Raw genomic sequence first — 24,496 nt, forward strand, 5'->3', positions numbered from 1 at the left:
GAACCTGACAGGGGACTGACAAATAGCCAGCTGATTCTGCAATCCCGGCGTGCCGGAAATCCATAGCTGGAGGATCTCTGTGGGCTTAGTCACTTTATTGCGCGTAAATCTTGGGATGATCCACTCATATCGCCTGCGACCTGGGGTTTTGCTCGAATGAGGCGAGGTGACGAAACCTCAGAGATGGTCCATGCTCAGCTCGCACATTTCTGCGCGAAAGGCGACTGGGGAGCCGCCTTTCCTTTCCGGCCAACGTGGCCGAATTAATGCGAGTACCGAGGGCCGATGATCTGTGCCTGAGGGGGGAGAAAAAGACGTGGCCGATTCACAGCCATTTGAGGAAAACTCGCCGCCCGATCCTGTGAACGGTGGTCGCCGCCCACGGTGGAGTGGCCGCAGGCGCGTGGCGGCCGCTGTCGCCGTGCTCGCCGCGGCCGCGCTGGCTGTGCCGCTGGGCATCCACCTCACCGCCCATGACGGCGGCAAGCCCGTGAAGGCCCAGCGTCCGGGGCGCCCGGTCGAGGCGGCCGAGGCCTCCCGCGAGGCCAAGAAGACCGGCAAGGACGTCGAGGTCACCGCGGAGCGAACCGCCGACAGCACCACCTGGGCCAAGCCCGACGGCAAGATGAAGATGCGCATCCACAACGGCACCGTCCGGGCCAAGGTCGGTGGTGATTGGAAGGACATCGACACCACCCTCCAGCGTGTCGAGGGCGGCTACGCCCCCAAGGCGGTCAACAACCCCCTCGTCTTCAGCCCGGGCACCGCCAAGAACGCCAGTTCCCCTGCGTCTGCCGGCGGACGTGCCTCCCGCGCGGTCGCCCGTACGAACCTGAGCGGCTCCGGCGTGATCACCGCCGCGCACCAAGGCCCGTCCACGCGCGCGCCCGAGCCCGAGTGGACCGAGCTGGTCCGCCTCACCAGCGAAGGCCATGACGTCGTCGTCAAATGGCCCGGAAAGCTCCCCGCCCCCGTCATCGACGGCCCGCGCGCCCTGTACGAGAACGTCCGGCCGGGAATCGACCTGCTGCTGACCGCCCGCGACGGCGGCTACGGCCACGTCCTGATCGTCCACGACAAGCAGGCTGCCGCCGACCCGCTGCTCACCGAGCTGAACTACGGGCTCAGCTCCCCCGACCTCACCTTCCACCTGGACCCCGAGTCCAAGGCTGTCAGCGCCCAGAACGGCGAGGGCCAGGAGGTGGCGGCGTCGCCCAGCCCGTTCATGTGGGACTCCGCCGGCGAAGCACGTGTGACCGAGGGCGAGAAGAAGGAGGTCTCGCCGCTCGCGAAGGACCACCCCGCCCTGGGACTTCCCGCCCTGGGAGGCCCTCAGACCGACGCCCACACGGGTGTGGCCGACGCCGAGCTCAGCGCGGACAACATCCTCAAGCTGAAGCCGGACAGCAGGCTGGTCAACGATGCGGACACGGTCTACCCCCTCCTCATCGACCCGCCCTTCACCGTCCGCAAGCACAGCTGGACCCTGCTCTACGCCAAGTACCCGAGCTCAAGCTTCTTCAACGGGCAGAACTTCAACGACGGCACCAACGAGGCCCGCGTCGGCTACGAGTCCGACAGCAGCGGCCTCTCCCGCTCGGTGTTCAACTTCTACCTGGACTCCCGCCTGCACGGAGCCACCGTCACCTCAGCGAGGGTACGGCTCCTGCAGACCTACTCGTGGTCCTGCGACAGCTACGCCTTCGACGTCCACGGAACCCCTCTCGCCACCAGTTCCAGCAACTGGAAGAACAGCACCGACGCGGCGTTCTGGGGGCGCTGGATCGCCGCCGGCGAAACCGGGCACGGGTGGAACAGCTCGTGCCCCGACAGCTGGGTGGCCGTCGACGTCCTGCCGTTCGTGAAGGACGCCGCCGCGGGCGGATGGCCGAGCATGTCCCTGGGACTGCGCGCGAAGAACGAGAGCTCGGCGAAGTCCTGGGCCAAGTTCCTCGCGAACGGCGAGAGCGCTCCGTATCTGGACATCGAGTTCAACCGGCCCCCCGCCGAACCGACGCAGGCCGACATGCAGACCTTCCCCGGCGGCACGTGCAGCATCGGCAGCCCGGTTCCCAGCATCGGCAAGAGCGACCTGACCTTCCAGGCCAAGAGCTCCGACCCCGACGACAACCTGAAGAGCATCTACATCGACATCTGGCGCAAGTCCGACGGCGCCACGGTATTCGGAAAGCATCTCGAACCGGACAGCAGCGGCACGGTCAAGGTGACGATCCCCTGGTCGTCCTTCACCCACAACGCGCAGTACTCCTGGGCCGCCTCCGCCTACGACACCGACGGCGCGTACTCGCGCGGCGGACCCGCCGGCACCGACTCCTGGTGCACCTTCAGCATCGACCACGTCGCCCCCAGCTCACCCGCGTTCTCCTCCACCGACTTCCCCTCCCCCGGCCCGGACGGGGCCGAATGGAGCGCCGGCCGATTCCCGGCGCCGGGAACGGTCCGCTTCCTCGGCAACGGCGCCAAGGCCGAGGAGATCCGCGAGTACCAGTGGAGCATCAACCGCCCCAGCTTCGACCAGAAGGCCACGCCCTCCTCAGGCGATACCGCGACCGTGCAGGTCACTCCCCAGAACTCGGGGCCCAACGTCCTCTACGCCCGGACCGTGGACAAGTCCGGCAACGTCTCCGCTCCCTCCACCTACCTCTTCTACGTCCGCCCCGGCGACAAACTCGACACCCCGGGCGACGTCACCGGTGACACCTTGCCGGACATCCTCGCCATCGACGCCGACGGCAACCTGCGTACCTACCCGGGCGACAACCGCGGCGACATCGACGCCTCCATGCCCGCCGCCACCAACGCCGGCCAGCCCGTCGCCGACGGGTACTGGAAGGACGCCGCCACCGGAAAGAGCGCGCTCATCGGCCACTCCACCGACTGGTTCCCGGGCGACGGCATCACCGACCTGATCGCCCGCATGCCCGACGGAAAGCTCTACGCCTACCCCGGTGACGGCAGCGGCCGCTTCGACACCAGCCGCCGCATGGACGTCCTCATGCCCCAAGGCTCACCCGACCCGGCCACCTTCACCCAGCTCGTCGTCACGGAAGACGTCACGGGCGACGCGATGGCCGATGTCTTCGCCGTGACCGACACCGGAACCCTGTGGGCCTTCAGCGGCTACACCGGAGCCAGCTTCTCCGCCGCCCAGCAGATCGGCGGAGCCGACTGGGCCAAGCGCGACATCATGCACGTCCGCGACGTCTCCGGAGACGGCGTCCCCGACCTCGTCTTCCGCGACGACTCCATGCCCAGCCGCGGCCTCGCCCTGCGCAAGGGCAAGCCCGGCGCCAAGGGAGGCGTCGACCTGAACTCGCTCGCCAGCGCCGCCGCCTCCAACGGCGGCCAGGACCTCGCCTACGGAGCCACCGGCTGGAGCCGCGCCACCTGGCCCCTCCTGCGCGGCACACCCGACGTCACGGGAGACGGCGTCCCCGACTTCTGGCTCGCCAAGACCGACGGCAACCTCTACCTCTACGCCGGAGGCACCGCCACGCACGGCGACTGGAAGACCGTCGGCACCGGCGGCTGGAACACCATCCGCAGCATCGGCTGACACCACCCGGAGATCCGTCCTGACGCGGCAATCCCCCAAGCGAAGCCGAATCACCATGGCCGCCCGGCAGTCGACCAGCCCCCCTCAAGGCTGACACGACTCCCGGGCGGGAACTCCCAGATCGAGAGGGACCAGCTCCGCGCACGTAAAGAGGATGAAAAAGGGTTGGTATTGCCTTTGCACGTTCTGGCCTTCTCCGCGCACTAGGTGTGTGACGGGTCGGCTGGTCGGACCTGTCCCATGGGTCCCGCCGTCCCCACTCGGGCTGAGATGAAGGCGGCGGGGCCCGAAAGTTGGGCGCGGCCCACTAGCATAAATTTGCCGCTATCGACCCATAACGCAACAACCCGACAGGTAGCTGTACCCTGCCGGGTTTTTTGTGTTGCTCAGTAACCAGTGCTTCACTATGTGTGGTCGATCAAATCGACTGGTTGCCCTGCCGTACTTCGATCACTAGCCCGAGTGGGGGCGGCGGGGCGATCTCCAACCATGGGACAGGAGATCATTCCTTGGCTCTGTTGACTTCCGACCCTGCGCCGCCTCGGCATGGTGCGACGACGCAGGGAATCATTTGGTTCGGCGGCCTGATTCTGTTCTTCTTCATGGCCGGCGTCATCTTCCCGGAGATCCCCCCTGCTCTCGAGGGGTATCGCGAGACGGCTCTTGTGAGTTCGTGGGTCGGTCTCGGCGGCTTCTTGTCCTGGGGAACCGCGAGCAAGGCGAAGATGACCGGGAGCAAGCTCATGGATCACTTCTTCACCAAGTTCTGGGACAGAGCTCCCCGGCCGTCGGACCCGGCTGCGTCCGAGTCCGACGCCGGACAGGTGTCGACGGAGGAAGAGAGCTGACCGCGGAACATCCTGAGGCGACTCGGCATCAGGCCTCTGTGGCTGATGCCGAGTTCGCTGCGCTGTTCGTCGACCTGGCCCCTCGGACTCGACTGCACCTGCTCTACCTGGGCGCCCAGCCAGCAGAGGCCGAGGAGGCCGTGCAGGATGCCATGCTCAGCCTGCTGCAGGCTCTCAGGGGTGGCATGAACGTGCAACATCCGAAGGCCTGGGTGAGAATGGTCGCCGCTCGGAACTTCTTTCGACGGAAAACGACGACCACGATTCGCGAAACCTTGGTGCGTGATGTCCCGGATTTCGCCGCACCGCATTCGATGGACGCGGAGGTAGCGACCGCGGTGGACGTTCTGGAAGCCCTGAAGCGCCTGCCTGCACGACAGGCGACCATCATGCGCCTTTTCGCTGCCGACTACAGCGTTTCAGAGATAGCCGATTTGTTGGAAATGACACCGGCAACGGTTCGATCGAACCTTCGGCACGCCCGGAAGAAGCTGCACCTGCTTCTACTTGGATAGTTTCTCTGCCTGAGGGACGTCCGGCTGCTCCACCGCTCGGACAGCCACACGACGGCCGACACCGGGATCGGCTTGAACGTCCACTGCCTCGCTCCCGGAGCCATCCGGTCGAGCGGCTCCCACAGCCCCAGCCCGTACCCGCTCATCAGCAGATCACCTGGGACTGGGGCGCAGCGACCGTGCCGGCACCTTCTAGTGGGCGCGGTCATCCGGTCCTCGGCCGCTGGGGGGCCGAGACTGTCGCTCCCGCGTGGTCGTCCACGCCCCGTAGAGCGTAGCGAGGGCGGCCGCGATGCCGGCTATGGAGCCTGCCGAAACGCCGAGCAGAGTGAGCACGACACCAGCAGCCAGAATCGAGAGGAAGACGATCATGTCCAGGACGCGGTCGGAGTGCAGGCGCTGACGGTTCCTACTCATGGTGTCCTTCCGGTAGGTACGAGGGGTTGAGCTGCCCGTCGGCTGTTCAAGCGACCGTGCGGGCCGAGCTCGCATCCTTCGTAACCGCGCGGCGTCAGCGGTGGAAGATGACTTTTGTTCCCTGGACGAAAGCGCTGGTCAGAATTTTTGCTTCCCGTCGTGGAAGCGTGGGTAGCGTCATGTCATGTCAGGGCAGGGGGGTCCCGGCAGGGACGATGGCCAAGCACAGGCCCGGGGAAGAGGACGGCCTCGGAAGAGCCTGGACGTGACCGGGCGCGATCCGCACATGCGGGAGTTTGCCCGGGAGTTACGAGAACTCGTGGGGAGCTCCTACAGAGGCTCCGGCGCTCTGTTGAGCCCGGCCGAACTGTCCAGGGTCTGCAGCGGTCAGAGACTCGTGGCGCTCGACACGCTGCGCCGACTGCTGGAATTCAAGGGGGCCGAGCCCGAGCACGTCGAGTACTGGGAGCTGCGATGGGCACTGGCCTATCGGCATCTGGAGGCTTCGGGAAGCAAGGCTCTGGCCCGGAGGAAGGGCGAGGCGGAAGAAGCCATGGCGATCGCCGCGCACAAGCCGGATCGCCTGCACATAGTCGCTGACCAGATACAAGCCAAGCAGGACCGCGCTCGTCACCGGGCTCTACGCGCCGCTGAGCTACCACTCGGCGAACTCGATCGCTCCTTGCCCAACGCCAGGCAGAAGTTCGGTTACGGTCCAGCGGCCTGCTGGGTCGATCTCACGGACTATCTACGCCGTCTGATCCTGCTTTTCACCGAGCACGAGGCCCACGAGAAGTTCAACAGACACACCTTGAGCGAGCTGCTTCCTCACCTGGCGGGCTTGGCCGAGGTCACGGGTGTCGCGGGGTGGCGGAAACTGGCCGAGCAGATCGCCGCAACCTACGAAGAAGCAGACCGTAAGGGCTGGGAGGTCATGCCTTCGCCGAGCATTGAGCGAACTGTTCCTGACATCTACGTCGACCGGTACTCCCACTTCCGCGCACAAGCCGGCCGAAGGGCCGCTCAACTGGCCAGAGAGAGCGTCTTCCTGGCCGAGAAACCGGTCCTCTTCCCATCCTCGCCCGTGGATCTCGACCGCTACGACCCACCGCGCAGCAGCTACCGACACGCCGCCCCCGTCAGCGCCGTGTGCGCCGGCGCACTGCCTTTCGGGTTGTGGGTGACGGGTGCGCCGGCGCCCTGGCTGGCGGTCGGCTTGCACTCCCTCGTTGTCTTCCTGGGCATGTGGCTGGTCTGTTTGGTGTGCAAGGCCGAGGCGCGCCCTGACCAGGAACAGGCTGCGACCGATCGACCGGACAGCCCGATATGGTCGTCCGAGGCCCTGTGACCGGCTGTCTGGGCGAAGGTGGACGCGCAATCCCGGGAGCTTCAGGCAGTGCTGTCGATGCCCAGGTGCGCGAAGGTGATGTCGCGGACCTGCGTGACCGCTTCCGGGGCAAGCTCCGCCAGCACGGGCAGGGCGGTGTGCCAGCCCGGGCCCGTCACCGCTCTCCGGAGGAACGCCGCGGTCGTCACCACGGCGCCGGGAACGTCCGGGGCGGCCGCCAGGGCCAGGATCCGGAGCGTCTGCGTGAACGGGTCGGGGCCCGCGGGGTACCTGGCGGGCGTCAAGCGGGGCGGTACGCGGGCCAAGTGCCCCGCCACGGCGGCGAACGCCGCCGCGCGCCCTTGCGGATCCTCGATGCGCTCGGCCGCTCGTGTCGCCGCGTCGGTGTCGCCGAGCAACGTGTGGAGGACCGCGAGTCCTGCCAAGGGGAACTGTCCCGTACGCCCGACCCGGGCATCGCGCTCGAGCCAGTCCAGTTGGGTGCGGACGTCCTCGCCGTCGCCGATGCGGAGTACGGCGTCGACGAGCACGGTCGCGGCCTGCCACTCCTGAGGATTCGTCGGCGCCTCAGCACGCGCGTCGCCGATGGCCCGCCGGAGCCGATCCCGACACGGCTCGTCCGTCTCGGCCGCCGCGGCAGTGAGTTCGCCGAGGTGTGCGAGCAGGGCAGCAGCCCGCCCCGGCAGCGTCTTCGTCGCTTCCAGGCGCGCCCGGGCCGCGTCCACGATCCTGGCCGCAGCTGCCGGATCGTGAGCGGCGAGCCCTGCCGCGACCACGACGCGGGCTCGCCCGGCCTCCTGCCGCCACGAGGTCTTACGCGCCCGCTCGGCCGGCTCCGTCCGGTCAATGAGGTCGTTGGCCGCACCGCCCTCCCCTACGAGGGCCAGGGCTTGCGCCGCGACGGCCCAGGCTCCTCCCCCGGCCTCCGGGGCTTCGACCGCCGCGCGGGCCGCCTCATCGGCCAGCCTGCGCGCGTCGGCCTCGCGCCCCGATGCCCCAGCCGCCATTGATGCTTCGGCGAGGGCGCGAGCCCGGTTGCCGGGGGTGGCCAGCTTGCCGGCAAGGACTTCGGCGTCCTGCGGCAGGCCGACGCGCGCGAGCGCACCGGTGAGGGAAGGCAGCCAAGGCAGCGCGTGCCCGGCACCGGTGTCGATCTCCGGCAGCAGCGCGAGGGCGTGGTCCAGGCGCTGCCTCGCCTCCGCGTCCCGGTCCCGTTCGGCAAGGGCGACAGCTTCCCTCGCCAGCCGCTGGGCCTGCGCTACCGCCAGGTCCTCGGAGTCGTCTGAGTCGTCTGGGTGGTCTGAGTCGTCTGTGTGGTCGGCCTCCGCAGCGCCGTCCGCGGTCTCCGCGTGCGTGATCACCACGTCCACGAAGTCGGCCCTGTCGTATCCCTGCCGGAATTCCTCGGGCACGCCCTCCAGCAGCTGCCGGACCCGATCGCTCGAAGCCCCGGTTTCGGTCAGTGCCCGGACCAGTCGTACGAGAGTGAGCCGGAACCCGCATTCGATGTGGGCGCGGTCCTCGACCGAGAGCGAAGCGGGGGTCCGACACACCGACTCGATCCGCTGCCCGGCCAGTCCCGCCAAGGCCACGGCCTCCTCGGGGCGCGTGCCGGCCAGCGTGGAGGCCGCGATCGACAGGACGTCCAGGTCTCGGAGGTCCTGGGACGCGGCCCAGCAGTCCCGGGCGTGGCCGAGGATCCGGTCATGAAGGCGCTCGCGCCTGTCCGGGGCGGCTGCCGCGAGGAGTGCCCAGAGCTGGATCGCGGTCGCGGGATCCTCCGCGGTGTCCTCGGCGGCGCGCTCCGCGGCTTCCCCCGCCTGGTGCTCCAACTCGTCCAGGAGGTGGGCCGCCCCTGCCGGTTGCCGCGGGGCCAGGAGTCCGGCCGCCTGCGCCCACGCCTCGTACCGCGCCGTGTTCGACCCGCGCGTTCCGCGCAGGAGCTCGATGCCGTCCTCGTCCTGCCCGGTGGCGATCAGGGCCAGTGCCGCTTGGGCGACGACGGCCTCGGCCTCCTCATCGCCCGCGATGAGGAGCGGTGCCTGGCGACGGGCGGTGTTCGCCCATGCCACCGCCTCCCGCGCCGTCTCCCTCGCCTGTTTGTGGCCGCTGTCGGCCAGTACGCGGGCCACTTCGGCCAGCGTCGCCGCCTTGGAGGACGGGTACGGGGAGGCCAGCGCCAGAGCCCGGGCCCGGCGTGCGTCGCCGAGCCGGGCGAGCGCGCGGGGGATGTCGCGCGGAAGGGTCCGGGAGTGCCGGAGCAGGAACGAGCGCGATGCGGCCGCGCCCGCCAGGACGGCCAGACTGTCCAGGGTGTCCCCGGTGGCCGCCTCCGCGGCGAGCTCGATGTCCGCGAGGGCAAGGTCCGACCCGAGGCCGGCCACCTGCCGCTGCCGGCGGCGGAAGTCGAAGACGAGGGAGGCCAGCCGGTCGGGGCCGCCGCTGTGCTGCACCAGGCGGGTGTAGCCGGTCAGGAGGTAGTTCGGCGTGTGCTCGGGCCAGCCCTCCCTCCGGTACCGGTCTGCCCAGGCGTGCAGGATCCCCTCGGCCTTGGCCAGCTGCGCCGTGCCGAGATGCTGCGCCGCCACGCGGGGCAGCTCGTCGTGAGCGAGTACGTACGTACGCAGGGCGGGGTCGTCGCCCCAGTCGGGGCCCCGCAGGGCCAGGTGGTCGCTGTCGTCGGGGCGCATGCTGCGGCCCGTGACGCCGTGGAGCAGTTCCATCACGTCGTACGGCAAGGTGTCGGCTCCGATGAGTTCGGCCAGCTCCTCGCCGCTCAGGCTCCCCCGGGCGACGGTGAGCAGGCCGAGCAGGCGGCGGCCCAGCTCTCGGTCCTTGAGCAGGGCGTCCAGGTCGTTCTTCACCATGTCGCGGATGACACGAGCCTCCGGAGAGGCGGTCAGCCTGCGAACGATCGCGGGATCGCGCAGCGGGTGGTCGGGAGGCACGTCGCTCGGCAAGGGCGGGTTCCGTCTGCCGGACACGACGACGCGCATGCCCGGCGGAAGCTCCTTCGGCAGCATCGCGGCGATGCTCCAGCCGCCGTCGCGGGGTTCGGCGGCCGCGTCCAGGCCGTCTACGACGAGCAGCAGGGTGCGGCCGAGGGCGCGGCCGGCGCGCGCGGCGGCCTCGTAGAGGTCTTCGAGGCGAGAGGGCGCTCCTCGGCCCACGAGGTCGGCGAGCTGCCGGCTCACCGTCGTACGGAAGGTGTCCGGGTGCTCGGTGCCCAGACGCCGGGTGATGAAGTACGGGACGACGTCGACGCCGACCGGCAGGTACTGGAGCACGAACCAGGCCAGGAGCGCGGACTTCCCGGACCACGGATCCGCCTGCCACAGGGCATAGGAGTCGCCCTGGGAGCGGCGGTCGGCGGCGAATGCGGAGAGGGCGTCCAGTTCCTGGAGCCGGCCGGAGAAGTCGCGCGGCTGGATGTACTGCTTCACCTCTGCCGCGTGGCCGAAGAAGCGGCCCCTGGACGTCGCGTTGATGCGGGGCCCGCTGCCGCCTTGCCGCGTCTTGCCGGCTTGCTGCGCGGCCTGGAGGTAGGAGCGCCACCCTCCCGGGCTGATGGGTTGGTAGTCCGGCGATCGCTTGCCGGCTTCGCCGTGGAGGTACCGGATCAGGGCGAGGGCTGTGGGCTGGTGGCGGTCCGATGGCGCCGAGCGGCCGGTGCGCCAGTCACCGATGTGACCGTTCGACAGCTTGAAGCCTTGCGCCCCCAGATCATTGACGATCTTCTTGAGGGTGAGCGGGCCTCCCACGCCTCCACCCGCTGCCCGGAACAGACTCTCCAGCTCTCGCGCGAAGTCCGTTAAGAACGCGTCCTGCTCCAACGTGCCCGCCCCCGCCGTCGCCTTGCCGGAACTTCTCCGGAAAATTCGTTGCTGCCCCTCTGACCAGGCTACTTACCGGCGATCCGGCTGTCCGGACTTCGCCGGAAGACCTCCGGACACGGCATATCTGTGGGACCGAAGCCCGGCGGGCAAGACCGCCGGGCGACCGTCCAAGGGGGATCCACCATGTCCGTCCTGCCGTCCGTGCTCCACGACGCGGCCGCGCTGACCGCCGCCACCGGCCTCGCCTACACCGGCGCCGTGGTCACCGTGGCAGCGGCGTCGGTCCTCTCCCGCAGCCCGGAGCGCCGGCGCGACGCCCGCGCGACGCTCACGATCCTCGTACGGCGCCGCCCGCCGAGGTGACGACGTCCATCGACGCGCGGCTGCCGGCAGCCGGCAGCCCAATCCGACACGGGAACGAAGCACGAACACATCTGAGTTCACTGGGACTTGGAACTCGAGAGTGTTGGTGCTTCGTCTTTCCTCAAGGTCGAGAAACGCCCTCGCCGAGTCATCATCCGTGCTTTGCTGGTCATGGGAGAGCACCCCAGCGGGCTCTCCTGCACCTGTAAGCCCTGCCGTTCAATGGCAGGGCCTTCGGATGCAGGAGGCATCAGGTGGGGTGTCGGTTACCGGAGCGGTTGCAGCGGCTCAAGGTGCGTGAGCTTGCGGGGATGGCCCGTCGGACGTTTTCGAGCTTCGCCCCAGCAGTTCCCCGCCCGTGTGGGGATGGCCCCCGTTACGAGCAAAGACAGCCCCAAACCCCCGCGGACGCGGGGATCGGGCGACCGGCACGACCGGGCGTCGGCAGCGCCGATGTCGTCACTGTGAGTGAGCGCTACAGGTGGCTCCGCACGGGCCGCAGACGGGTGCTGACCGACGAGGCGGCGCCCCCGGGCACCGTGCCTCGCGGCGTACGTGAAAGAGACGACCTGGCTAGTCGGGCCCGGTCCAGTCGAAGGTGATGTGCTTGCTGGACCGGCCTTCGCGGCTCCAAAGGAAGCCGTGGGCATCGGCGCGGTCCACCGTCGAGCGGCCCCAGGTCGCGACCTGGCCCGGTCCGGTCTCCGCACCCGGCAGGTTTGTCGACTGGACGCGCGCACCCTCCGGGGTCGTGGGTCCCGTGAGCGCGACCGCGCTCGCCTCGACCCGGTCCGGTACCACGGCCCGCCAACTCGCGAGGTCGTCGGCGACCTCGATCTCGATGGAGGCGAACTCCATGCCGCGCATTTCGGCGCCCATCATGCCCACCATCTCGGCGGGCCAACTGCCCGCCTGCCCACCGAAGATCATCTGAAGCGCCTCGCGCTGGGAGTCGTCGGCGCGCTCGTCGACGAAGACCGCGGCGTACGTGTCCGTGTGCTCGGCCCAGATGTTGCCGACGAACGAGGCCAGCATCAGCACGTTCAGGCCGTCCAGCCGTACGTCACCGTAACGGCCCTCGCGGATGTGCCAGGCCAGGATGCCGTCGCAATCGCCGTGAGTGGGCAGCTGTGCGAACGAGCAGGGGCAGGGCACGTTGCACTTGCAGGTGTCGAACCAGTCGCCCGCCGCGTGCCACCGGGGAACGGTCGCCGTCGTCTCGGACATCTCCCTGCCTCCTCGTGACCGTGCCGGGACGTCGGTCTCGGGAGGACGGCAGAGCCCCCGGGAACCATCGCCGGCCCACGCCCGGGTCGTACGGGGTATCCACCCCGATTGTCCCACCGCAGGGGCCACCCGGAGGAGGTGTCTTCCGTGTACACGCATACACGCGTTCCCGCGCGCACGCGCAGGTCCACCGTGATGTGCTGGAGGTGTGCGCCTCGACCGCAAGGCCCTGTCACCCCCTCTGCGTCCGGCGAATCTGCTGTCGGCCCGGCAGCTGGCCCTCGCCTGGTCCGTGATGGCGTCGATCGCCCTCCTCGCCTGGGTGCTGGTGGTCGACCAGGCCCGTGACATGGGGGTCGAGCCGGGAACCATGGGCATGGGCGTCCCGCTGTTCCTGCTGCTGTGGCTGGTCATGATGATCGCCATGATGTTCCCGTCGGTGGCCCCAGTGGCCCTCACCTGGGCGCGGGCCATCGGGCGCCAGTCGCCCACGGGAGTCGTGCGGGTGACTCGTACCGCCCAGTTCGTCGGCGGGTACCTGCTGGCCTGGACGGCCTTCGGCCTGATCGCCTACGGGCTCCTCGCCGGGACCGGGGCCCTGGTGGACGAGCACCCGGGCGCCGGGCGCTGGATCGGCGCCGGGGCCTTCCTGGTCGCCGGGCTGTACCAGTTCGGCCCGTGGAAGGACCTCTGCCTGCGGCACTGCCGGAGCCCGATGGGCCAGCTCGTGCGCTACGCGGGCTTCCGGCCCCGGGCCCGCGATCTGCGGGTCGGGGCCCACCACGGGGCGTACTGCGTGGGCTGCTGCTGGGGGCTGATGGTCGTGCTCGTCCCGCTGGGCGTCATGAACGTCCTGGCGATGGCCGCGGTGGCCGTGGTGATCTTCGTGGAGAAGCTCTGGCGGCTGGGCCCCGTCTTCTCGCAGGTCGTCGGGGTCGCCTTCCTCGTACTCGCGGTCCTGAGCCTGTTCCAGCCCTGGCTTCTGCCGGGCCTGATCCCGCCGCAGTCGCCCATGACGGAGATGCTCCGCCCCTGAGAGCACCCAACAGAGAGCCTGGTCGTAGCCGTATCCCCTTCCTGGCTGAGTCGGCAGTGCTGCGGGAGGCGCTCGGGCCCGAGCTGTACGAGGCCGTACTGGCCGTCCGCCGCGCGGACGCGGAGCTGTTCGCCATGTTCACCGAGGTGGGCGTCATCAAGGCCGTCCGCCGGCGGTATGGACTGGCTACCAGACGAAGAGGAGCAGCTGCTCGGCCGTGCCCGTGGCCGAAGGAGGCGGGCGCGGCGTCGTCCGTGAGGGGTGCGGGCCAGGCGCCGGTGCCGTCCAACGCGAGGAGCCAGGAGCGGCCCTCGGTGGCGTGGTAGTGGATGGTCGCGGCCCTCGTGCGGCCAGGCCCGCCGGGGTGGAGTTGCAGGTGTCGAGGAACTCGGCCACGCCGTCGATCGCGAGGTCCGCCGGCATCGGCTGCACGGCGCCTGCGGCGAGCTGGGCGTCGTAGGTGTGCGCCAGCACCTCATGCACCCGGCGCCGGGCAACGCCCCAGGCATTCGCCGGCGACACGCCGACGGCCCACCACGTCCAGCACTCGCGCTCCGGGCCGGCCTCGCGCAGCGCACTCAGCAGCAGCTCGTTCGACTCGGCGTACCAGGCCAGCAGCGTCTCGAGCTCGCGCGGCGCCTCCGCTGCATCCTTGGCCGGCGGAGCCTCGGGCGGGCCCGCGGCGACGATCGCGGCCCACCAACGCTGACCCGTACCCAGGTGCCGCTCGTCGCCTCGGGCGGGAGGAACCCGGGTTCATCTCCGCGGATGCGGAGCGCAGTAGGCCGTCTCCCGATTGGTCAGCATCCGCTTGGGCTCATTCCCGCAGGTCGCGGGAGCTCCTCATCTACGGCAAGCGCAACACCCTGGCCCTGGGGTCATCCCCGCTGAGGCAGGGAGCAGATCTCGACGGGAACGTAGAGCAGGAACGCGAAGGAGTCATCCCGGCAGGTGCGGAAAGCAGGCGGGAGCCACGGGTCGGGCGTCCCACCCCGCTGGGTGTCCCCCGAGCAAGCCTTGCGCCTCAACAGTGTTGCCAGGCCCCGTAGTTGGTGTCTCAGAGACCCCGTCATACCCCCTCTTCCGCATGCTACGGTCCTGCCACATTCCACCAGGGAACCGTTATGAGCAGAGAGCGAACGATGCACCTTGGCTGAATTACACGCTCCGCCTCACGGGGCGACGCGTCCCCAGTGGGACCCCCGACGGGAAGCATGCGCCCATGCCCTGACCATGACGGGTGAGAGGGTCGAGCGGAGCCTCACAGGACTACTCGAAGACGCCGATGGGCTGCGTGCCGTCGATGACACCACCCCCGGCGCGACGGTCGCTCTCCTCGAGTACCTGCTGGCCATCTGCTACGCGTCGGGCACCTATCCGGCCACGGACACGGAGTGGCAGGACTGGGTGGAGCAGGGGCACTCGCTCGCTGAAGCCGCCAAGTGGCTCGCCGAGCAGCCCGACGGCGAGTGGGACCTCTTCCACCCCACCGAACCGCTCGGCCAGAACGCGCTCCTCGCCCCCTTCCTCGACCGGCACGGGGCAGGACCGGCCCAGCTGGTCATCGAGCGCGTCGGCGATTACAACCAGTTCTTCGACCACCACCACCTGGAGCACCCGACCCCGTTGCCCGCGGCCGAGGCGTTCCGGGCCATGCTCACCCAGCACGTGTACGCGCCCGCCGGGCGGGCGAGGATCTCCGGCAAGGAGACCCTCGGCCCCACGATCACCAATCTCGCCATCGGCCGCCTCAGCAGCCGCATCCGGGTCGTCGCGCTCGGCTCCACGCTCGGTGAGACCCTGCGGCTCAACCTCACGCCGTGTGCCGACGGACCGGGCGAGTTCAACCGCTCCTGGACCGCGGGAACGACGGAGCGCCGCGGCTTCCGCACGAAGCCGGACGGCCGGCCCGTGAGCGGTCCGGCGGACCTGCACAGCCACCTCGGCCGATCCATCCTGATGCGTCCGGCCGCTCTACCCGGGACCGGGGCCGGAACCGGGACCGGGACCGGAGCCGGAGCCGGAGCCAAGGAACCCGCCGTCGACCGGGTGCTCGTCGGCGCCGGCGAGCTGCTCGCGCTCCGGCGCCCCCAGCTCCAGGACGTCGTCTACGCCAGCACGGCCGAGGGCAAGACGAAACCCCTCTGGGCATCGGCGTCCCGCGCCTTCTGGCGCGACGCGCACGCGCTGTACGCCGCGGTCAAGGACGCGCGGCGGCCGGACGACGCCCGCCAGAGCGTGAACCTCTACGAGAGGCTGGCCCGGTTCCCGGGTCCGGACGACCCCCACGGCCCGGACAGCCCGCCCGTGCGCGGAATCAAGCTGTGGGCGGTGGGTCTCGTCGCCAAGCAGACCACGGCCATCACCTGGGTCTCGGGCGTCTACCCCTTCGCCCCGGGCCTGGGCGCGACGCTGCACCGCGCGTCGAAGGGGGGTTCGGAGATCGCCGAGTACGTCGCGACGAGCCTGGGCAAGGCCGCCTACGCGGCGTGGGAGATCGCCTATCCGAACCCGAAGCCGTCCGACAAGGCCGGCCAGATCGCCCGCTTCGACGTCCGGTGGCAGCACTGGGAGGCGGCCGAGGACCCGTTCAACCTCCTGCTGGAGAGGACGGCCTCGGGCGAGCAGGTCGACGAGTGCCTCCTCGACTACGCCTCCACACTCGCCTCAAACGCCGCCGAGTTCCTCGCCAAGAGCCTCGACTCGCTCCCGAGGAACTCCCGGGGTTTCCAGGCCCGCGCCGCGGCACGCCGGCGATTCGAGAGCGAGCTGGCGAGCCGAAAGGCTCCCGCCCAACTTCAAGGGGAGGACGCATGAGCACGGAGGCCAACACCTCCTACGAGGAACCGGGCGGAGCGCCCGCGTCCGACGGCGAAGCAGGTGCCCACCACGCGTGGGAGGCAGCCGAACCCAGCGAGCGCCTGACGGCCTGGCTCACCTCGCTCGTGCGCAACCGGGAGTACGGGCAGCTCGCGGACCTGCGCCGGCCGCGCGTACGGACGAACACCCACATCCGGGCCGGCTGGTTCGACCCGGAACAGCGCGAGGTGTTCGAGCAGGTGGCTTTCCTGTTCGCCCTCTACCACCGCGGCACCTCCAAGCCCTCCTACGGTGTCGGCAGTCTCGGTGCGGCGACGCGCAGGATCGGCAGCGCTGTCGGCCGCGGCCCCAAGGACCCCGGAGCCGTCCGTCTGATCGACCGGATCGTCTCCAGCCGCCGCATCCCCTGGCGCCATCTCCAGCACGCGGTCGCCCGACTGCGCTCCTGTGATCAGGCCCCGCCGTCCTGGACGAGGCTCGCGGAGGACCTCAGCCGGTGGAACGACCGCAAGGCCGGGATCGCCGACCAGTGGGCCGTGGACTTCCACGCGCCGCCCATCCCGTCCCGCGCCGCCGGGAAGAGCGCAAAGACCGCCGACACCACCCAGAAGGGCACCACCAAGTGACCACCGCCGCCTCCTTCACCGGCAGCCCCTTCCTCTCCCTGCACCTGCTGGAGACGCTCGTCGCCGTTCTCCCCGTGCGGGACGAGAACGGCTCCCCCAAGTCGATCGTCTACGGCGGCGCCGAACGGCACCTGATCACCAGCCAGGCCCGCCGCCGCGCCGAGAGGGTCCACGCCCGCGACCGGGCCAACGCGGGGGTCGGGGCTCTGGTCGGGCGCACCACCGGCACGCGTACCCGCGAGTGGGCGATGATCACCGCCCGGGCCCTGGTATCCGAGCACGGCTGGGACATGGCCGAGGCGGTCCCGACCGCCCGCGCGGTCATCGAGGCCACCGGGCTCAAGTTCGGCGACCCCGCAAAGAGGACCGTCGCCAATCTGACGAAGGTCCTCCTCTACGCCCCGTCCGACGCAGGCGTGCGCATCGCCGCCCACATCGCCGAGCAGGACGAGAAGATCCGGAGCTGGACGGCCTCCTACGTGGCAGCGCAGGCGGCCACCGCGAAGCCCAAGAGGGGCGCGAAGAAGGCCGCCGAGACCGCCGACCCGGGGATGACCGAACCGGCGGAAGGCTCGGCCGACGCGAAGTCCCTGCCGCCGTTGCCGGCCGAGACCCGGGCCGCCGTGCTGATCGCCCTGGCCCCCCGCGACGCCATCGACATCGCCCTCTACGGCCGCTTCCTCGCCGAGATCGCCGACTCCCCCAACGTGGACGGCGCCGTGCAGAGCAGCCATGCCTTCACCGTCCACGAGGCGGAGCAGGTCGACGACTTCTACGCGGCCGCGGACGACGCCAAGCTGGACCGCAAGCGCAACGCCCTGGACTTCCTGGACGCGGCCGACGACTCCGGGGCCGGCATGACCGGCTACCAGTCCCTGATCTCCGGCACCTTCTACCGCCACGCCGTGCTCGACCGCGTCAAGCTCCGCAACAACCTCCGGGCCGCCGGCATGAGCGTGGAGGAGGCGGAAGAGGCGTCCGTGGCCGCCGAGGCCGAGTTCGTCAACGCCTTCGTCGACGCCTTCCCCGAGGCGAAGAAGAACTCCACCGCCTCCACCGGCTCGCTTCCCGCCCTGGTCCTCGCGTTCGAGGGCGGGCGTCCGTACAACTACGCGGCGGCCTTCCAGCGCCCCATCGACGAAAGGCCGCCGCGCGCGGACGACAGGGGCACCAAGGACGACAAGGGCGGCGAAGGCCCGGCCGGGCCCGCGGCCGTGAAGCGACTGCTCGCCCACCACGTGTTCGTCAGCGACCGCCGCGACGACATCACGTCCGGTCGCGTCCTCACCTACGACCCGCACATCGACGAGCTGCTCACGGAGCTGAAGGAGCTCGGCGCGACGAAGGTGACATCCATCAAGGGGCTGACGGCGTGATGCACGTCCTGCTCGTCCGGCTCGCCGCTCCCCTGCAGTCCTGGGGGGCGGTGTCCCGCTTCTCCCGCCGGGACACCCACAGCCGGCCCACCAAGTCGGCGGTCATCGGACTGTGCGCCGCAGCCCTCGGCCGGGACCGCACCGCCCCCATCGACGATCTCGCCGCGCTCGCGTACGGGGTGCGCGCGGACCATCCCGGGACCCCCGTACGGGACTACCACTCCGTCGGAGCCGGCCGGTACCCGCTGCGCCCGCGCGACATCATCACCGACCACCGGCGCGCCGCCGCCGTCTCGGCGAGCCTGGACGCGGCCACCGGCGACCGCTTCGGCCACCACGAGCTGGCCGGGTGGTACGGAGCACCGAAGAAGATCGCCGCCGATCCCGTCTCCGGAGCCCTGGTCTCGGGGGAGCTCTCCCGTAGCGCGCTGATCACCGAGCGCTGGTACCTCTCGGACGCCGCGTTCGTGGCCGGGCTCCAGCACGCCGACCGGGCATGGCTGGAGGAGATCGCGCACGCCCTGGAGCACCCGAAGCAACTGCTCTGGCTGGGGCGCAAGTCCTGCCCGCCCTCCGGCACCCTGGCCGCCGGCATCCTGCCCGGCACGCTCGCGGAGGCGTTCGCCGCGAAGCAGCTGCTGCCCGACGGAGAGGGCCCGGTGTCGTCCGGGCGCCGCCCGTGGGCGTGGATCCAGGCGGACCCGGCCTCCCCAGGGGCCTCCCCCGTCAACGACCAGCCGGTCAGCTTCGACCCGGCACACCGGGTCCACGGCACGCGCTGGGAGACCCGTACCCGTGTCGCCATCGCCCCGACCGCCACCGAATGGGACATCATCCCGTGACCACCCCACGCACCACGGCGGCCCGCTTCGTCGCCACGCACTCCGTCCTGACGATGGACGCCCGTCACCCGTTCGTCGCGAAGTCCCTCGTCGACGCCCAGGACATGCACCGCACCGTCATGAGCGGGTTCCGCGGCTGGGTCGAGGACGGCGACCCGACCGCCCGCGCACAGATGGGCGTCCTGTCCACGTGGTCGGTGGACCTCAAGGCGGCGGCCCTCGTCCTGGTCGTGCAGTCGCGGGTGCCGGGCGACTGGAGCCGAATCCCGCGCGCCGCGCTCACCGACAAGCCGCACGTCATCACCGTCGACCGCACGGTCAAGGCCGGGGACGTCCTCGGCTTCCGTACGGTCGTCAACCCGACCCGCAGCAAGCCGACGGGCAAGCCGGCCTCCGAGAAGACCCGCGGACAACGGGTCCCCCACAGCACCCCCGACCACGTCAAGAACTGGTTCGTGCGGCGCCTCCAGGCGGAGGACGAACCCGCGACGGGCGAGGGCGGGGTGGCCCGGATCGGCGCCACCGCCGACCCGGCGGCCCTCGGCGTCCGGATGCTGCCCACCGTTTCCAGTCCCGCGCCGCACAAGGGACTGCGCATCGCCCGCGCGGAGATCCGCGGTTCCCTGACGGTCACCGACCCGGAAACCCTGGTGACAGCCCTCTCCAACGGCCTCGGCCACGCCCGCGCCTACAGCTGCGGGCTGATCCTGACGCGCTGAGGGGGGCTGCCGGTCCCCAATCTTTTGTCCGCGGACAAAAGATTGGGGACCGGCCGGACAGATCTCGGAGCGGATTCTCGCCCCTACCGACGCTGGTGACTACGTGGGCGAGGACGGGCCACGGTCCGATTTCTGGATGCCGTGACGTTCTCCCGAGGCGCTGCAGCTACGTCTCGGATCCAGCCGGCCTTGCCACCTGCCAGGTCTTGCGGACGCCGACGACTGCCGCCACGAGGGCGACCACCGTGAAGAAGACGACCAGAAATGGACTCTTGCATCTCGAAGCCGTCACGACCATACAGACGAAGACGGCCCAGTCGATCCAGGTCCGCTTCAACAACACCATCAACCCGTTCACGATCCCCTCCTGCCGGGAGTACATCATGCGGCAGAAGCCTGCGCGCGTCACCCAACGTGTGCACTCCACAGAAGTGATGCCGTTGGCGTCGGCTGCCCGGTCAGTCGCAGGGGTCTCCCGTGGCCGCTCCGTCGGGGGTCAGTTTGCCCACGGTGCCCGACTCCACGGACGTCGCCAGGGCAGAGCACAGGTGGGGCACTGCCGTGCCGGGGTCGATGGAGGTCAAGTTGGCCGGCCGGTGGGTGAGCCGCTGCTCGGGAAGTTTCCCCTCCTGGCTGCCCACGAACCCGATCGCGCCTCGGGCGTACAACGCCAGGTGGGCGTCGGGGCCGTCGCCCAGGGCCCGCACGGACAGCCACCCCGAGGAGAGGCGCATGACGGACTGCTGCGGTTCCTCTTGTCCGCCTACGCGCCAGACCCACACTCGTGTCGCCGTCTTCTCCTCCAGCTCCTCCACGGCCTTCGTCATCGCGTCCGTGTTGGCCACATCAATGGGGGGAAATTCGGGGTACTGCTTTCCCAGGTTGTCGAGCCCCATGGCGAACAGGCGTTTCCCGGTCCGGTCGAGGGTGATCCGGGTGGAGCCGAGCGAGTCGCTGAGGCCGGGAAGCTGCGCGACGACTGCACCCGTGCGTACGTCCCAGACCTTGAACTCGGTTCCCCACTCGGTGTCCGACGGCGAGAGCGTAGCGGCGATGCGCGTGCCGTCGCCCGAGACGGTGACAGCGCCGTTGACGGCATAAGGCGTCAGAACCTTCCCCTCCGCGTTCGCGGCACCGCCGGCACCCGCCGCCTCGGTCAGCGGGATGTTCCTGAGCTCATGGCGGACGTAGGGCTTCTTGCCGCCCTCTCCCGTTGTCATCACGAGCGCCGATTCTCCGCCCGGCGCCAGCCAGAAACCTGTCAGCAACCTGAGGCCCATGTAGCTCTCCCACCGCAGTGATGTCTCGGTGAGGAGCCGGCCGGTGGCGAGGTCACGCCGCTGCAGTTCCCACGTGTCGTTGGCGGTCTTGAGCATGAGCCCGATCACCTTGGCGGACGGATCGATACTCATGGCCTCTACCGACGCCGCGCGCGCGATGCCCTTCACCGGGACGACGACCGTGGCGCGGCCCGAGCCCGTGTCGAACACCGTCAGGCACGTGGTCAGCGCGATCGCGGTGGGGTCCGGCGGACGGCACGGATTCTTCTTGAACTTCGAGGTGATGGCGGGGCTCATGGGGGTGATGAACGCCGCGTACCGCCCGCTGGCGTCGATGGCCGGCCGGTTGCCCTGCATCACCGGGTCGAGCAGGCCGAGGGAGACCTGCTTCGCGCTGCGGCCGTCCTCCGCGATCCGCCACACCGCGGGCTTCAGGTCGGGAGCCGTCAGGGCGACCGTCCTACCGTCCGCGCTCAACTGGTTGCGAACGGACATCACGCCATCGCCGCTCGTGCTCGCGGTGTCCGAGAGGGCGCTGCTGGGATCAGGCAACAGCACATCCGCGGACTGCAGTGCGGCGTAGCTGTTCCGTACCCGGTCGTTGGTCTCCTCCGTGACGGCCGTGTCACGGGCTCTCAGCGCCAGTCGGGCCTCGCCATACGCGTCGCGGTAGGCCAGCTTCGCGGCACCCTCGGCGAGGGAGTGGGCCGCGGAATGCGCCAGCTTCTCCTGCTGGTCGCGCCAGACCGATGTGCCCACGACGGCAAGTACGGTGACGACGGCTGCTGCCCGCAGGCCCAGTGCGCGGTGCCGTCGTCGACTGCCGGCCAGATACCGGTGTTCTTCCCTGCCCATCTCGTCGGCATGAGTACGCAGCCACCGGCGCGCCTCGCGCGCTTCGGAGAGCGGTAGCAGCCGTCGCTTCGGGCAGCCCTCGCCGTACCACGCCTCGATCCGCTGGCGCAGGCCGTCCTGCCAAATGCGGAAGTCGCGCTCTCGAAGGGTGAGCTGGTGCAGTCTGTCCCAGCGGGTGATCAGGGATTCGTGCGCGAGTTCCACACCGAGCCGCGACTGCTCGTCGGCTACGCCGCCCTCGTCCCGGTCGGCGCCGGCGGCGGACCGTGGTAAGTCGGCCACTTCCCGGACGACGACCACCCGGGAGGTGGCCAGACGGCCGGCCAGGGCCCAGGTTTCGTCACCGAAGTCCGCCCGGGCGGCGGAGCGCCGGGTGAAGGCCATCCGGTCGGGCAGCGGATGTACGAGCTGGTTCAGCAGCCGGGCCGCCAGGGTCTGCTCGTCGGTGTCGAGCCCACTCCAGATGTGTTCGGCGTGATCCGCGAGAGCGTTCTGAACACCGCCCAGGTCGTCATAGGACTCGTGTGTCAGCAAGCCGTTCCGCTGGCGCTCCCACAGCTGGGACAAGGTGAACTGGACGAGCGGAAGGCGCCCGGGGGCGTGTCCCACCTCGTCCATGATGCGGTTGACCAAGCCCTCCTCGTACGTCACCGTGCACAGCTTCCCGATCGGTCCGAGAAGAGCCTGGCGCAGCTCGGCGTCGTCGAGTTCACCGACGGTCAGCAGCCGTTCGCCGTCCACCAGGAAGCCGAGCAGGGGCCGTTTGAGCGCGCTGCCGAGGAAGTCGGCTCGCAGCGCGCACAGCAGCCGCACAGGGGAGTCGGCCCATGCGACGGGAGCATTGCCGTCCGTCCCCGCGCCGGAGGCCGGAACGGCCGAGCGCAGCGCGGCGGCAAAGTCGTCGGCGGCCTGATCGGAGGCAGCGAAGACCTCTTCGAGCTGGTCAACGAAGATCAGCAGCCGCTCCGCACCCCGGGCCTCCAGCACGGCGCCGGTGATCTCCCGCAGCCCGTCCCGGGCTATGCGCTCTGCAAGCTCGGTCACCCGGTCGAGACGCTGAACGGCATCGGAATCGGCGGTGGTGCCGTTGGCCCGCTCCCCCGCCAGTGCGCGATCGAGCGCGAACGCGAGAGATCGCAACGGCGTACGCGCCTCGGAGGGCCGCATGGACACGACCACGGTGCCCGGCTCCGCTCGCAGCCGGGGCAGCACGCCTGCCCGGACGAGCGACGACTTTCCGACGCCGGAAGGCCCGATCACGGTGACGACCGGCGCGACCCGGCTTCGTCGGACGATCTGACCGGAGAGCCCGTCCCGCCCGAAGAAGACGTCCGCCTCCGCCTCGGAGAACGGGCGCAGGCCGGGGAAGGGTGTGGGTGGCTGAGCCATGGACCTGAGCCGTGGCCACGCCTCGAACAGTCCGGCGGTCGGCACCATGTAGGCGCTGCGGATGCCCGAGCCGCGCCAGGCGGTCACCACCATGCCGACGGCTGCCGCGCGCTCCGGGTCCCAGACCGGGACTCCGGAGAACCCCTTCCGGATGTCGAACTGGCTGGTGCCGTCCACATCGATCTGGACCCAGCCCCGGGCCTGCCGTCCGCGCAGCCGCCCGATGCTCCACACCCCGCTGTCGGACAGCTCGGGAAAGCCCAGCACCACCCCGCGGAGGTCGAAGGTCTCCGGGGCGTTGATCAGCGCAGCTGCGGTGGCAGCTGACGGGGGCGAAGCTGTGAGACGGAGGCCGGCGACGTCCTCGGGGGGCGTCCTGCCGGGCGGCACCCAGTGCTCGACCTCGGCGGTCACCCTTACGCCTGGTGCCACGAGCGGGAAGTCCAGCGTCACCGGCTCTGAGGGACGCGAAGTGCTCTCGCCGTCCCTTCCGAGCGCCATGTTGACGACGTGAGCGCAGGTCAGGAGGCGGTCCGGTGCCGCCAGGAAGGCTCCCCCGATCGGTCGCCCGTTCCGGCCCCACACCCGCGCGACGGCGGCACCCAGTGGACTGACAGCGGCGGCCCCGGCGGAACCGGTGGATCCAGTGGCCCCGGTCGTCGCGCGGTTTGGCTCACGGGCCACGTCCGCCACGCCCCCTCCTCAGCGTCACTCCCGCTATCGTTCTGGTGAGCATGACAGAACACCCCTTAGCATGCAGGCGAGTTGAGCCCTGTAGCGCCAGGAACGGAGGAGTTCCCCAACATGCCCGAACTGATCGAGATGCATCTGGACGAGGGTGGCAGCGTCTGGGTGGAGGTTTCGGATGGCCTCCCTGTGATCGATCGCGTGGGCAGGGGCGAGGACGCCCTGCGCTCGACCGCCCGAACGCTGCAGGACGCCCTGTCCCGCGTCCGCCCGGCGGTCGACGCGGTCGTGGACCAACTGCGTTCCGCAGCTCTCCCTCCGGACGAGGTGAATGTCCAATTCGGGATCAAGATCACCGCGGAGGCGGGGGCCGTGATCGCCAAGGCGGCTACGGAGGCCAACTTCACCGTCTCGGCTACTTGGGTGAGTGAGCGGAGCATGGGCAGAGGTGCCAGTTCGGCAGGGGCGGCCAATGCAGCCGACGAGGAAGCACCGCTTGCTGCCCCTCCGTCGCCCCGCGGCGCCCAGAACCCCTGACCAGAGGGCCCATACGAAGGGCTCACCCCGTCCCGCAGAACAACGTGGTGAAGCTTGACCGCTCACCCGGGGTCGTCCGAGCGTCTACGAGCGCAGCAGCCGCAGCGCGTCAGTCGTAGAGCTGCGCGGCCCCGGCCGCCACCACCGTGCCGGCGGGAGACGGCGCCGCCGCTACGGCGTTCCTGTCCACGCCGAAGA

At 70.0% G+C, this 24,496-nt stretch carries 18 protein-coding genes; 12 read left to right on the plus strand and 6 right to left on the minus strand.

From position 1 onward, the window contains the following. Positions 1–403 precede the first annotated feature (403 nt). The 3 genes from OG982_RS29835 to OG982_RS29845 all read left to right on the plus strand — a co-directional run bounded on the left by OG982_RS29835 (position 404) and on the right by OG982_RS29845 (position 4,940). Entirely contained in the window at positions 404–3,577 is a 3,174-nt protein-coding gene (locus OG982_RS29835) for a DNRLRE domain-containing protein (protein WP_266950084.1), read from the plus strand. 509 nt (positions 3,578–4,086) lie between these two features. Further along, positions 4,087–4,425, plus strand: coding sequence for a hypothetical protein (locus OG982_RS29840; RefSeq protein ID WP_266950085.1), 339 nt, complete (start codon positions 4,087–4,089; stop codon positions 4,423–4,425). Positions 4,426–4,463: 38 nt separating this feature from the next. Continuing rightward, positions 4,464–4,940: an RNA polymerase sigma factor gene (locus OG982_RS29845; RefSeq protein WP_266950086.1), complete on the plus strand. Its 477-nt coding sequence runs from the start codon at positions 4,464–4,466 to the stop codon at positions 4,938–4,940. A gap of 192 nt (positions 4,941–5,132) precedes the next feature. Here the strand turns inward: OG982_RS29845 and OG982_RS29850 are convergent, their stop codons facing one another. After that, a complete protein-coding gene (locus OG982_RS29850) occupies positions 5,133–5,357 on the minus strand; it encodes a hypothetical protein (protein WP_266950087.1) in 225 nt (74 codons plus the stop codon). Between the two features lie 397 nt (positions 5,358–5,754). Here OG982_RS29850 and OG982_RS29855 point away from each other — a divergent pair, with 397 nt between their 5' ends. After that, a complete protein-coding gene (locus OG982_RS29855) occupies positions 5,755–6,705 on the plus strand; it encodes a hypothetical protein (protein ID WP_266950089.1) in 951 nt (316 codons plus the stop codon). 41 nt (positions 6,706–6,746) lie between these two features. Here the strand turns inward: OG982_RS29855 and OG982_RS29860 are convergent, their stop codons facing one another. Then, entirely contained in the window at positions 6,747–10,466 is a 3,720-nt protein-coding gene (locus OG982_RS29860; protein WP_266950090.1) for a hypothetical protein, read from the minus strand. Positions 10,467–10,724: 258 nt separating this feature from the next. On the opposite strand from OG982_RS29860, the gene OG982_RS29865 reads away from it, so the two are divergent. Continuing rightward, positions 10,725–10,904, plus strand: coding sequence for a hypothetical protein (locus OG982_RS29865; protein WP_266793702.1), 180 nt, complete (start codon positions 10,725–10,727; stop codon positions 10,902–10,904). Positions 10,905–11,477: 573 nt separating this feature from the next. Here the strand turns inward: OG982_RS29865 and OG982_RS29870 are convergent. Continuing rightward, complete coding sequence (locus OG982_RS29870; RefSeq protein WP_266793704.1) at positions 11,478–12,131, minus strand: DUF1326 domain-containing protein; 654 nt, start codon at positions 12,129–12,131, stop codon at positions 11,478–11,480. 208 nt (positions 12,132–12,339) lie between these two features. Between OG982_RS29870 and OG982_RS29875 the strand changes: the two genes are divergently transcribed. Further along, positions 12,340–13,167, plus strand: coding sequence for a DUF2182 domain-containing protein (locus OG982_RS29875; protein ID WP_266793706.1), 828 nt, complete (start codon positions 12,340–12,342; stop codon positions 13,165–13,167). Positions 13,168–13,353: 186 nt separating this feature from the next. Here the strand turns inward: OG982_RS29875 and OG982_RS29880 are convergent, their stop codons facing one another. Beyond that, positions 13,354–13,887, minus strand: coding sequence for a maleylpyruvate isomerase family mycothiol-dependent enzyme (locus OG982_RS29880; protein ID WP_323139304.1), 534 nt, complete (start codon positions 13,885–13,887; stop codon positions 13,354–13,356). 513 nt (positions 13,888–14,400) lie between these two features. Here OG982_RS29880 and OG982_RS29885 point away from each other — a divergent pair. The 5 genes from OG982_RS29885 to OG982_RS29905 are packed head-to-tail and all read left to right on the plus strand — an operon-like array spanning position 14,401 to position 19,550. Beyond that, on the plus strand, positions 14,401–15,984 hold the full coding sequence (locus tag OG982_RS29885) for a type I-E CRISPR-associated protein Cse1/CasA (RefSeq protein WP_266950091.1): 1,584 nt from the start codon (positions 14,401–14,403) through the stop codon (positions 15,982–15,984). Continuing rightward, complete coding sequence (casB, locus tag OG982_RS29890) at positions 15,981–16,613, plus strand: type I-E CRISPR-associated protein Cse2/CasB (protein WP_266793710.1); 633 nt, start codon at positions 15,981–15,983, stop codon at positions 16,611–16,613. The genes OG982_RS29885 and casB overlap by 4 nt, the downstream gene beginning before the upstream one ends. Continuing rightward, positions 16,610–17,989 carry a type I-E CRISPR-associated protein Cas7/Cse4/CasC gene (locus OG982_RS29895; RefSeq protein ID WP_266950092.1) on the plus strand — a complete coding sequence of 460 codons (1,380 nt, stop codon included), beginning with the start codon at positions 16,610–16,612 and terminating at the stop codon, positions 17,987–17,989. Before casB ends, OG982_RS29895 begins: the two co-directional genes overlap by 4 nt. Then, positions 17,989–18,831, plus strand: a complete 843-nt coding sequence (gene cas5e, locus OG982_RS29900; protein WP_266950155.1) for a type I-E CRISPR-associated protein Cas5/CasD — start codon at positions 17,989–17,991, stop codon at positions 18,829–18,831. Before OG982_RS29895 ends, cas5e begins: the two co-directional genes overlap by 1 nt. Then, entirely contained in the window at positions 18,828–19,550 is a 723-nt protein-coding gene (locus OG982_RS29905; RefSeq protein WP_266793715.1) for a type I-E CRISPR-associated protein Cas6/Cse3/CasE, read from the plus strand. Before cas5e ends, OG982_RS29905 begins: the two co-directional genes overlap by 4 nt. Before the next feature lie 166 nt (positions 19,551–19,716). Here OG982_RS29905 and OG982_RS29910 read toward each other — a convergent pair whose 3' ends face one another. Then, a complete protein-coding gene (locus OG982_RS29910) occupies positions 19,717–19,908 on the minus strand; it encodes a hypothetical protein (protein WP_266950093.1) in 192 nt (63 codons plus the stop codon). A gap of 100 nt (positions 19,909–20,008) precedes the next feature. After that, on the minus strand, positions 20,009–23,767 hold the full coding sequence (locus OG982_RS29915; RefSeq protein ID WP_323139303.1) for an AAA family ATPase: 3,759 nt from the start codon (positions 23,765–23,767) through the stop codon (positions 20,009–20,011). A 111-nt stretch (positions 23,768–23,878) separates the two neighbouring features. On the opposite strand from OG982_RS29915, the gene OG982_RS29920 reads away from it, so the two are divergent. Then, a complete protein-coding gene (locus OG982_RS29920; protein WP_266950095.1) occupies positions 23,879–24,298 on the plus strand; it encodes a CU044_2847 family protein in 420 nt (139 codons plus the stop codon). The last annotated feature ends 198 nt before the right edge of the window (positions 24,299–24,496 follow it).

Origin of the sequence: Streptomyces sp. NBC_01551 (genome assembly GCF_026339935.1) — a bacterium.
Taxonomy (GTDB): domain Bacteria; phylum Actinomycetota; class Actinomycetes; order Streptomycetales; family Streptomycetaceae; genus Streptomyces.

Excerpts from the sequence above, each read along its gene's own strand:
- casB (WP_266793710.1), top strand. The coding sequence starts at position 15,981 with ATGAGCACGGAGGCCAACACCTCCTACGAGGAACCGGGCGGAGCGCCC.
- OG982_RS29870 (WP_266793704.1), bottom strand. The coding sequence starts at position 12,131 with ATGTCCGAGACGACGGCGACCGTTCCCCGGTGGCACGCGGCGGGCGAC.
- OG982_RS29865 (WP_266793702.1), top strand. The coding sequence starts at position 10,725 with ATGTCCGTCCTGCCGTCCGTGCTCCACGACGCGGCCGCGCTGACCGCC.
- OG982_RS29885 (WP_266950091.1), top strand. The coding sequence starts at position 14,401 with ATGACGGGTGAGAGGGTCGAGCGGAGCCTCACAGGACTACTCGAAGAC.
- OG982_RS29920 (WP_266950095.1), top strand. The coding sequence starts at position 23,879 with ATGCCCGAACTGATCGAGATGCATCTGGACGAGGGTGGCAGCGTCTGG.
- cas5e (WP_266950155.1), top strand. The coding sequence starts at position 17,989 with ATGCACGTCCTGCTCGTCCGGCTCGCCGCTCCCCTGCAGTCCTGGGGG.
- OG982_RS29850 (WP_266950087.1), bottom strand. The coding sequence starts at position 5,357 with ATGAGTAGGAACCGTCAGCGCCTGCACTCCGACCGCGTCCTGGACATG.